Below are 8,895 nucleotides of genomic sequence, written 5' to 3' on the forward strand. Positions count from 1 at the left end.
ACCCATATCGCGCCTGATCTACTCGCCCACGTCTCGCCGTTGGGATGGGAACACATCAATCTAACCGGGGAATATCGCTGGCCCAAATCCTTAGCGTAGGATTCCGCCCCCTCCCGCAAACGCCCCCGGTCAGTCGCCGACCATGAGGCCATTGCCGGCCTGAAAGGCATCGAGACCAAGCTTCTCAAACTGGCAAATGACGTCGAACAATGAGCATCTTGGCTACCGCAGCCACGATTCTAGGATCGGCTTCTCACATCCTTTGGGAGGAGCGGCCTGCTGCGGCGATCATGCCGCCTTGGTCTGGTAGAGCTGCGCCTCACGGTTGATAAGGATATCGGCTAGAAACCAATAGGCCTCGCCCCATGCCGTCAATATTTCCTCGGTCGCGGCTTCGCCGAGAATATCGCGGATGGCGGGGAGCAGCGCGTTCGCCACGGTGGGGTAATGCTCGGGCTTGATGTGTGTTTCGACATGACGCGCGGCGATCCGCTCGATCGCCGGTTTCAGCGCGTCGAGCTTATCGACATTCTGCGCGAAGGCGAGGATCGCCGCCGCGAGCCGCTTGGGCTGCGCGCCGGATTCGTGCGCGGCCATGTCGAACAACGCCTTGATCTCCGGATCGACGAACAGGCGCTGGTACATGCGCGTGGTGATCTCCACGCCATGCTGCTGGAGCGCAGGCGCCGTAGCTTTCACCAAAGCCATTGTTTCGGGGGAGAGCGGTTTGGACATACAGACGTGCTCCGGATTTCAGACCCTGACAAAAGAGACGATCAAAGTGACGGGAGGGATCCAGTCGGACAAGGAGCGTGGGCCGAAGAGACAGGCATGCGCGATGAACCCAAGGCTTAGCGGCGGGGATGACCCGTATCCGGATTCGATCATAGCTCGACCGCGGCCAGAGGGGCGAGCAAGGTCCACACGACGCCCGAGACGGGAAATTCCAACTCGGCACGGCCGCGCAAGCTGCGGCTTGCGGCCGTGCATATCAGCCGCGATCCAAAGCCCCGCCGCTCGGGCCTGACGACTGGCGGGCCGCCATGTTCGGCCCATTGCATCCAAAGCTCGGCCTCGATGCCCGATCCCAGCACTTTCCACGTCAGCTCGATAGTGCCTGTTTCGTTGGACAGCGCACCATATTTGATCGCGTTCGTCGCCAGCTCGTGAAAGGCGAGGGTCAACGTCATCGCCGCCTTGGGGCCGATCGTGACCGTGGGGCCATCAAGGCGAAGCCGCTCCGCGTAGAGGGTGAAGTGCGCCAGTGCATTCTCGGCCAGCGCCGGGAGGGGCGCGGTCTCCCAATTATGGGATAGAAGCTGCTCGGTCGCGCTACCCAGCGCCGCCAATCGCTCGTCAATGGTCGATCGGGCGTCTTCGATCGAATCGGCCGCCTGCAAGCTCTGGCTGACAAGAGAACGAACGATAGTGAGAATGTTCCTGAACCGATGCTCAAGCTCACGAATCCGGGTTTCAGTATCGACCATAACTCTACGCGCCCCCTACCCGGCTATTTAGATCAATCGATCGCCCAAGACGAACATTTTGCATGTCCGCGTGGAGCGCAGAGCCAGACGGCGCGTTGCTGCGCTGGTCGGTGGAACGGCTGCGTAAATGCTTGGTGCGACATGACTACACGAGACGGGATCAGCGGCCTTCGTGTGCTGGTTGTTGAAGATGATTACTGGGTCGCGGCCACGCTGGTTGAGATAATATCCGACGCCGGCGCAGAAGTCGTCGGCCCTGTCGATTGCGTGCGGGACGCCCTCTCGGCGCTGGACTCGTCGCCTCATGTTGCCAGCCTCGATGTGCAACTTGGCTCCGAAACCTCATTCCCGATCGCGGACGAACTGAATCGGCGCGGCGTGCCCTTCATCTTCGCCACGGGCGCGGCCAGCATGATCCCGGCTGTCCACGCCTCACGCCCGACCTGCCACAAGCCCACGTCGCGCGAGCTTCTGATCGGAGCGCTCTGCCGCGCGCTCGATGCTGCCTGCTAAGCTTGATCGCCATCGGTTTCGGCGCGCACCGCCGCGTATATAGCGAGCGCGTTGGCGAACTCATCGATACTGGCGATGCTGGCTCTGTCCATCGGCGTGCCGATCACCGCGAAAGCTTCGCCCATCGCTCTGATGAGTCCTGTCGGGCTGCTCGCTCGTCATGTGGCCTCCATTACCCGGAGCCGGGACGGAACAGGAGCGTCCCGGCCTCGACCGGTCGTTGCGCAGCCGATCTCCACGGCGTTCTTCCCGGCGCGCTTGACCGCGTACATGAGCTGATCGACCGCGTGCATCAACGAGGGCTCGTCGCGCGGGGTATCAGGCTGAATCAGCAGCGCGCCCATGCTGCACGTTACTGGATGAGGCGTGCCGGCTAGAACCGATGACAGGCGCTTGTGGAGCACGCGGGCGAAATACACCCCTTCCTGGGCCGAATGAACGGGAAGCAGAAAAGCGAACTCGTCGCCGCCGATCCGCCCGAAATCATCCTCCCACCGGACGATCCCCCGCGCGCCCTGCGCAAAGGCGCGCAGCACCTCATCGCCGGCAACATGGCCGTGGCGGTTGTTGATGCCCTTGAAGTCGTCGAGATCAAGGATCGCGAGCAGGAAGGATTGCCGGGCAGGCACCGCTAGATCGAGACGATGGACCACGCGCTCGCGGAACGTCTCCTTGTTGAGCGCATCGGTCATGCGGTCGCGCGCCGCCAAGTGGTGCTCTCGGTCGAAAGACCGGCGGAAGCTGAGAACAATGGCGGCGACGATAACATAGGTGACGGCACGCACGGCCATCCTTGCCCCTAGCAGGGCGGGAGAGAGCCTGGGCAGCTCGGCGACATGCGGCACGACGGCGAGGACGGCCGCGACGATCGCCACCAAATAGCCAGCGCGGCTTCCTAGCGCCCAGCAGGCGGCGCAGACGATCGGAATATAGAGCGGCGCGAGACCTATTCGGGGAAAATGTGCGTCCGCCAGCGCCAGCGCCGTGACGCTGAGGAGAATCGCGAACCAGGCGCGTTCGCGCGGCAAGGAATGAAGATGATCGGCGAGGCGGCCGACAGGCAGATGGCTATTCACGCATGTCCTACTCGGTCAAAAGGTTCTCCAAGCTCATTCCCGCCCCAAGTGTTCCTGTGCAGCCGGCGGCACGCCCCATTTCGGAGACGTGCCGGCCACTGAACCGGGTGTTGGAAACCTGAAACACGTCAGGCGCGGACGCCTTTGGCCGGGTGGCTTGGACATGCGCGCCCGCCACCCGGTCGATGAAGCTCGACCGGCTCGTGTTTCAGGAGGTTTCCACGCCTCCACCCGCGTCTCCGCAGGTGCGCGCACGCTACCGGCAAACTGTTAAGAAAAGCAACAAGCCAACCGGCACACCGGGGTTCAGCCGATCTTGACGCCCCGCCAGTCCCGCTTTTTCCGCAGGCGGACGGGCAGCTTGGCCTCTGGCGAGGGTGTATCGCGGCCAGTCCTGTCGGCCAGCAGCGGCGTTGATCGCTCATCGATCAGGGCGCGCAGCCGGGTCCGCCCGCGAGCGACACGGCTCTTGAACGTTCCTGTAGCAATGCCGAGCTGCGCCGCTCCGTCCTCGACGGACACGCCCTGGCTCGCCAACAGCACCGCCTCGCGCTGGTGGGGCGGGAGTTCGCTGAGCGCCCAATCCGTATCGCGCAGCCAGATGGCAAGACTCTGGGTCTCGCCCACGTTCAGCATCCGGTCGCGCGCATCCTCGGGCAGATCGGCATGGAAACGCGCGCGGCGGCGACCGGTGAGGAAACTGTTCTTCATTATGGTCCGAGCCCAAGCGGCGAGGCTCGTTCCGGCCGCGAAGCTGGCGCGCGCGGCCCAACAGCGCAGCATGGTGTCCTGCAAGAGATCGTCGGCATCGGCACCGCCTCCGGTCAGCCGCCGGGCATAGGCGCTGAGCGCGGCCGCCTGTGCAATCAGCGCAGCTCCAAAGTCATCGTCGGGCATGGCGATCGGTGACGGAACGCGGGCAGGCGCGGTGGGCGGCATCTCATTCTCCGGGCAGGCTTCTCCTGCCCTCAAGTGATATAGGCCGCGCAAGCCGCCGATGTTGCCGGGCCGACCTCTTCGCACCCCGCTTCGTCCCGTCTCGGTCGATCAGGGCTGCATCCGTGCTATAGGAGGGCATAGCGTGAATAGTACGCCAGACAACGCTAGGGGCGAACAATCAACGAACATTTATGCGGCGCAGCTATCTTTTGGCAGGTTGAGCGTCTTACGTTCTGCAGACGCTGCAACTTTATCCCATAGAAAGTTACCTGAGAAGGCAATGTGGCGACCGGTGCCTATCGCGCCAAGGCGACAACCGTCGATGCTCTTGCTGACACTCTCTATGGTTCCGGCCTGTGTCCTGCGATCCGTGAAGAGACATTGTTGTGCGCTACTGCGACAAGGGCAGTCCGCTCATTGTGCAATGATAGAGTATCAAGCTGGACCTGACGGTAGTGTAAGCAAGAAAGTTCAACGATAGACTATATTGTATAACGTAGTTATACTGGCGTTCGATACCCTACAATGCCACAACATCTCCCAGGTTCGATTGGAGCAAGAGGTAGGTCAGGGCCGTCGCGATCTTGACAACGAACCCCGCCCCATTCATTAGAAGTGGAAGACTACGCCGCCCATGGGCCGCAGACTGTCAAAATCGTAGGTTTCCATCTGAAGGCGAATGCGAATGCCGCTATTACCGGTTACGCCGCCCAGACCGATATCCTTGGGTCCAACTTCGACGCCCACGCCATACACCCAGTCCTTTTGGTCGCTGTAGGCGCGCTTGCCATTAACCCACTGATATCCGGCAGAGGCAAACACCATTCCGCTCTCGCCGGCCCGCGCACCAATGCGGCCACGAACGCCATATTCCCAATCGATGTCGTTGAAGCCCTTGCTGGCGTTACCCTCCGCACCAACAAATACCGGACCCAAGGGAATGTTGACGCCTGCAATCCCGCTGATGAGCGCGCCGTTCATGCTACCGCCACGCGGCGAGCCGAATTCGCTATCTTTGTCGAAGGTGTGATACCCGCCAAGGACGCCAACATAAGGCTCGATGCCAAATGCATCAGTGCCGTCGGGAGCGGTCTCCTGTGCAGACGCAAGCGTAGGAACAAAGCAGCAGACAGCGGCAGCAAGGATCAAATTCTTCATGTATCTCTCTTCAAATTTGTTCGTACCGAAACTGTCGGTAAGTGACCTGCTAACCCCGAACGTCAAAGAGAGTTTCGACAAGTAACAACAAAATGGCAGAAGTGACAAAAATGCCACTTCTGCCATGATGGTGATCAAGCGAGAAGACCGTATTTCAGGTGTCCCGCATTGCTTAGGTCAGCGCGAGGCAACTGCCGCCGGCGTCAGCCCCTTGACCACGGTATAGCCGCTTTCGATCGTCGGCACTGCAAGGGTAGCAACCTGCTTCAGAGCCGGATCGCTGCCCTCCAGAGCGTAGCCCTTCTGCAGTGCCCACATCGACGGAGCTTCATCTGCCATCTGCGTCAGATAAAGATTGTCGAAATCGTCCTTGCTCTTCTTGAGCAAATCAATTGACGCAGCACGCTGCGACGAGAGAGCTAGCGTAGGCTTGGCGATTTTTCGATCCTTGTTGGAGAGGGCGGCAAAAAGCGAGTCCCGCTGTTTCTTTGCTTGATCATAGTCTGCCTTCGCGTAGGCCTTCACATCGGCACGCTCAGCCTTGCGCAGCGCAAGCTGCGAAGCTGCAATACGATAGTTGAGAGCATCAGCACTCAGCTTGACGTAGTCGGAAGCCGAGACCTGACGTTGGGGCTGGATCGAGAACACCGTGGTGGTTTCACCTGCGACGTTGGTCTGCGCGACGCCCGACATGGTCTGGGCATAGGCGACGGGGGACAGAAGGGCGGCAGCCAGAGCAGTGCCGATAAGATAGCGCATTGCATTCTCCACAAAGTTTGGTGAACGCATTACGCTGCTGCGCCGCTCTCGTTCCCGCCATTGATGAAGAAGGAAGGTCTGCAGAGAGTGCGTCAGTCATCCTTCGGCCAAATTTTCCCACGCCTTGAATAGCTTATTGTTCACAATATTATTGCCTCAAACAAAAAAATGGAGATCATATGAGCGCTTTGGAGGGCATAGCGTCGGGGGTGCGCCAGACAATGCTAAGGGCGAATAATCGGTGAATGTATAGAGGTTGAGATCAGACACCCATCTTGAGCCCGCCCTTCCTCTTCTCCCATGGTGTAGAGTTTGCGCATATGTCCGGTGTCGAACAAGGGCGCATCAGCGTTCGGGGCGGCTTCATCGATTGCGCATATGGAGAGCCGGATTTTACGCTCCTGCGCAAAGCTGCGTAGATCATCGATGATCGTCCTGTCCGCTTCGCCCAGCACGGTGGAAAGCGCACGCGACACAAGGCTCAAAGTGCGCGGTTTCGACACCTTGAACTTCGGCGCAAGTCGGCCATTATAGAGGATGTAGATCGCCCCTTGCGAACCGTCTGTCGGCGCATCGACCATCATGTCGCGTGGCAACAGGAAGAAGCCGCTGATCGTGCCGCCATCGACGTGAAGTTGAGGACATAGCGTGGAAGGTACGCCAAACGATGGAGTGGATGGCTCCCGCTCACCGGCTGAGGCAGACTGCCTCGGCTGAAGAGCGAGGAGACGGACGATGAGTGAGATTGTCACGATTGGGCTGGATATCGCGAAGTCGGTGTTCCAGGTCCATGGTGTAGACGCGGCGGGTCAGGTGGTTGTGACCCGGCAATTGAAGCGCGGACAGATGTTGAAGTTTTTCGCGGCATTGCCTCCGGTTCTGATCGGGATCGAAGCCTGCGGAACGGCGCATCACTGGGGTCGGCAGCTCCAGAACCTGGGCCACGACGTAAAACTCATCCCGCCGATCTACGTGAAACCTTACGTCAAGCGGCAGAAGAACGATGCCGCCGATGCCGAAGCGATTTGCGAGGCGGTGACGCGGCCGACAATGCGGTTCGTCGAAATCAAGTCAGTTGACCAGCAGGCTGGCGGCGTGCTGCACAAAACGCGGGCACTGCTGATCAAGCAGCGGACGATGATGTTCAATGCCGTGCGCAGCCATCTGGCCGAATTCGGTCTTGTGACGGGTACCGGCGTGGCGCAGGTGGTGCGCATGGTCGATCGGCTTGCGAAAGGGGACGAACTCGATCTTCCGGAACTGGCGCGCGAGACACTCGGCGTCTTAGCGCGCCACATTCAGGAACTGCAGGACAAGCTCACCGGGATCGATAAGCAGTTGACCCGCTGGCATTATCGCAACGACGTCAGCAACATCCTTGAAACCATCCCCGGCGTTGGTGTGATCACCGCCTCGGCGCTCGCGTCGATGGTGACCAACGCGCAGAGCTTCAGGTCGGCCCGCCATTTCGCCGCCTGGCTTGGACTCGTGCCCCGGCAAAACTCGTCAGGTGGCAAGACCCGCCTGGGCAAGATTACCAAGGGCGGCAATCGCTACCTGCGACAATTGCTGGTCGTCGGTGCGACTTCAGTGCTGCGGCATGTCCGGGCGGGCAGCGTCAAAGGCTTTGAATGGGCCAAAGCCTTGCTTGATCGCCGTCCGCCCAAGGTCGTGGCCGTTGCTCTGGCCAACAAGATGGCGCGTATTGCATGGGTGGTGATGACGCGCGGCGTCGAGTATGAAAGAAAGGAATTGGCGATCGCAGCCTGATTGGCAGGCGATGGCAAAACAAGGTTGAGGTGTGAAGACCGACTGAAGGCAAGCCATTCGATCCACCGAGCTTCGGCAAACCTGCTTAGCGTACAGGACTTCGAGTCCGCGTAAACGATGAGGAGGCCAGGGCTGGCGGAATCCTTCAAGGCCAGCAGCCGTATAAAGGCTGCACATAAAGGCCGGACACGCGACTGCACTCGATATGGCATGTCAGAACGTCAGAAAATCGCACCGCAACGCGGGAGCCATCCACACGCAACGCTAAGGACGAACAATCAGCGAACGCTTAGACTGCGCGGCTATCCGGGGGTAGATTGAGAGCCTTGCGGCCAGCGTCTCGGATGGCAGTCATGAGAGCGTACGTTTTTGCCCATCCTCTCACCGCCCCCCCACTGGGACGAGATATCCCAGGTGATAGGGGCGATGCGAGACCGCACCGTAACGCCATCGCTGATCCTGAAGAAGCTGTCTGCCTACCGGCAACAAAACAGTCTTGCGGCCGCTCTGCGTGAGGTCGGGCGGATCGAGCGTACGCTGTTCACGCTGCGCTGGTTTGAAGACAGCGATCTTCGCCGCACCGTCACCGCCGAGTTGAACAAGGGCGAGGCACGCAATAGCCTGGCCCGGGCTGTCGCCTTCCATCGCCTCGGCCGCTTCCGTGACCGCGGCATGGACAACCAGCAGACCCGCGCGGCTGCCCTCAACCTGGTGACTTCCGCCATCATCCTGTTCAATTGCCGCTATCTCGGTCGCGCCATCGGCGAATTGCGACGCCGGGGCACGCCGATCGAACCCGCCATGTTGTCCCGGCTGTCACCGCTGGGATGGGACCGGATCAATCTCACTGGCGATTATATCTGGTCCGACCGCCTCAATCTCGACGCGGAAGGCCTTCTGCCGCTGCTCACAAAACCGCTACCGTGAATCTGTGTCCGAATAATGCACAGGGGCCGACCAGTCTCTGGGCCATCTCATGCTAGGGAATGACAGGAATCCGCGTAGACTGACGTTCAGCGGCTAGCTTGGGAACGACCGCTTAGTCCCACGACGCGGCGATCAGTTACGACCAACTAACGCTGTTCGTTAAATGAGTCCCGACGGCCGCTCTCGACAAAAGCTGCCTTTTGAACATTAGAATTGACGCCTTGAGTAGGGGGCCAGATCAATCTGGTATTACGATGGGGTGAGGC

The 8,895-nt window shown here is 60.3% G+C and carries 10 protein-coding genes and 2 pseudogenes; 4 read left to right on the top strand and 8 right to left on the bottom strand.

Features of this window, described 5'->3' with window-relative positions; all coding sequences use genetic code 11:
* Positions 1-146, top strand: a pseudogene (locus CG471_RS31865) (hypothetical protein); the annotation flags it as partial.
* 142 nt (positions 147-288) lie between these two features.
* Here the strand turns inward: CG471_RS31865 and CG471_RS27785 are convergent.
* Both CG471_RS27785 and CG471_RS27790 read right to left on the bottom strand, forming a co-directional pair.
* Positions 289-735, bottom strand: a complete 447-nt coding sequence (locus tag CG471_RS27785) for a globin domain-containing protein (protein WP_029547632.1) — start codon at positions 733-735, stop codon at positions 289-291.
* 149 nt (positions 736-884) lie between these two features.
* Positions 885-1,487, bottom strand: coding sequence for a sensor histidine kinase (locus CG471_RS27790; RefSeq protein WP_010337034.1), 603 nt, complete (start codon positions 1,485-1,487; stop codon positions 885-887).
* Positions 1,488-1,628: 141 nt separating this feature from the next.
* Here CG471_RS27790 and CG471_RS27795 point away from each other — a divergent pair, with 141 nt between their 5' ends.
* Positions 1,629-2,000 carry a response regulator gene (locus CG471_RS27795; RefSeq protein WP_029547633.1) on the top strand — a complete coding sequence of 124 codons (372 nt, stop codon included), beginning with the start codon at positions 1,629-1,631 and terminating at the stop codon, positions 1,998-2,000.
* On the opposite strand, the gene CG471_RS31560 is transcribed toward CG471_RS27795, so the two are convergent.
* From CG471_RS31560 to CG471_RS27825, 6 genes are all read right to left on the bottom strand, one after another.
* Positions 1,997-2,125 (bottom strand): hypothetical protein, encoded by a 129-nt coding sequence (locus CG471_RS31560; protein WP_257211714.1) that lies wholly within the window; start codon positions 2,123-2,125, stop codon positions 1,997-1,999. The two genes, CG471_RS27795 and CG471_RS31560, sit on opposite strands and share 4 nt — an antisense overlap.
* Before the next feature lie 33 nt (positions 2,126-2,158).
* Complete coding sequence (locus CG471_RS27800; RefSeq protein WP_037525041.1) at positions 2,159-3,076, bottom strand: GGDEF domain-containing protein; 918 nt, start codon at positions 3,074-3,076, stop codon at positions 2,159-2,161.
* 306 nt (positions 3,077-3,382) lie between these two features.
* Positions 3,383-4,015 (bottom strand): RNA polymerase sigma factor, encoded by a 633-nt coding sequence (locus tag CG471_RS27805; protein ID WP_010337037.1) that lies wholly within the window; start codon positions 4,013-4,015, stop codon positions 3,383-3,385.
* Between the two features lie 609 nt (positions 4,016-4,624).
* Positions 4,625-5,173 (bottom strand): hypothetical protein, encoded by a 549-nt coding sequence (locus CG471_RS27815; protein ID WP_010337038.1) that lies wholly within the window; start codon positions 5,171-5,173, stop codon positions 4,625-4,627.
* 177 nt (positions 5,174-5,350) lie between these two features.
* Positions 5,351-5,932: a DUF4142 domain-containing protein gene (locus tag CG471_RS27820; protein ID WP_010337039.1), complete on the bottom strand. Its 582-nt coding sequence runs from the start codon at positions 5,930-5,932 to the stop codon at positions 5,351-5,353.
* Between the two features lie 224 nt (positions 5,933-6,156).
* Positions 6,157-6,516: a hypothetical protein gene (locus CG471_RS27825; protein WP_037525043.1), complete on the bottom strand. Its 360-nt coding sequence runs from the start codon at positions 6,514-6,516 to the stop codon at positions 6,157-6,159.
* A gap of 151 nt (positions 6,517-6,667) precedes the next feature.
* Between CG471_RS27825 and CG471_RS27830 the strand changes: the two genes are divergently transcribed.
* A complete protein-coding gene (locus CG471_RS27830) occupies positions 6,668-7,702 on the top strand; it encodes an IS110 family transposase (RefSeq protein ID WP_010338606.1) in 1,035 nt (344 codons plus the stop codon).
* Positions 7,703-8,095: 393 nt separating this feature from the next.
* A pseudogene (locus CG471_RS27835) lies at positions 8,096-8,629 on the top strand (Tn3 family transposase); the annotation flags it as partial.
* Positions 8,630-8,895: the final 266 nt, after the last annotated feature.

This window comes from Sphingobium sp. IP1 (assembly GCF_002708645.1).
Taxonomy (GTDB): domain Bacteria; phylum Pseudomonadota; class Alphaproteobacteria; order Sphingomonadales; family Sphingomonadaceae; genus Sphingobium; species Sphingobium yanoikuyae.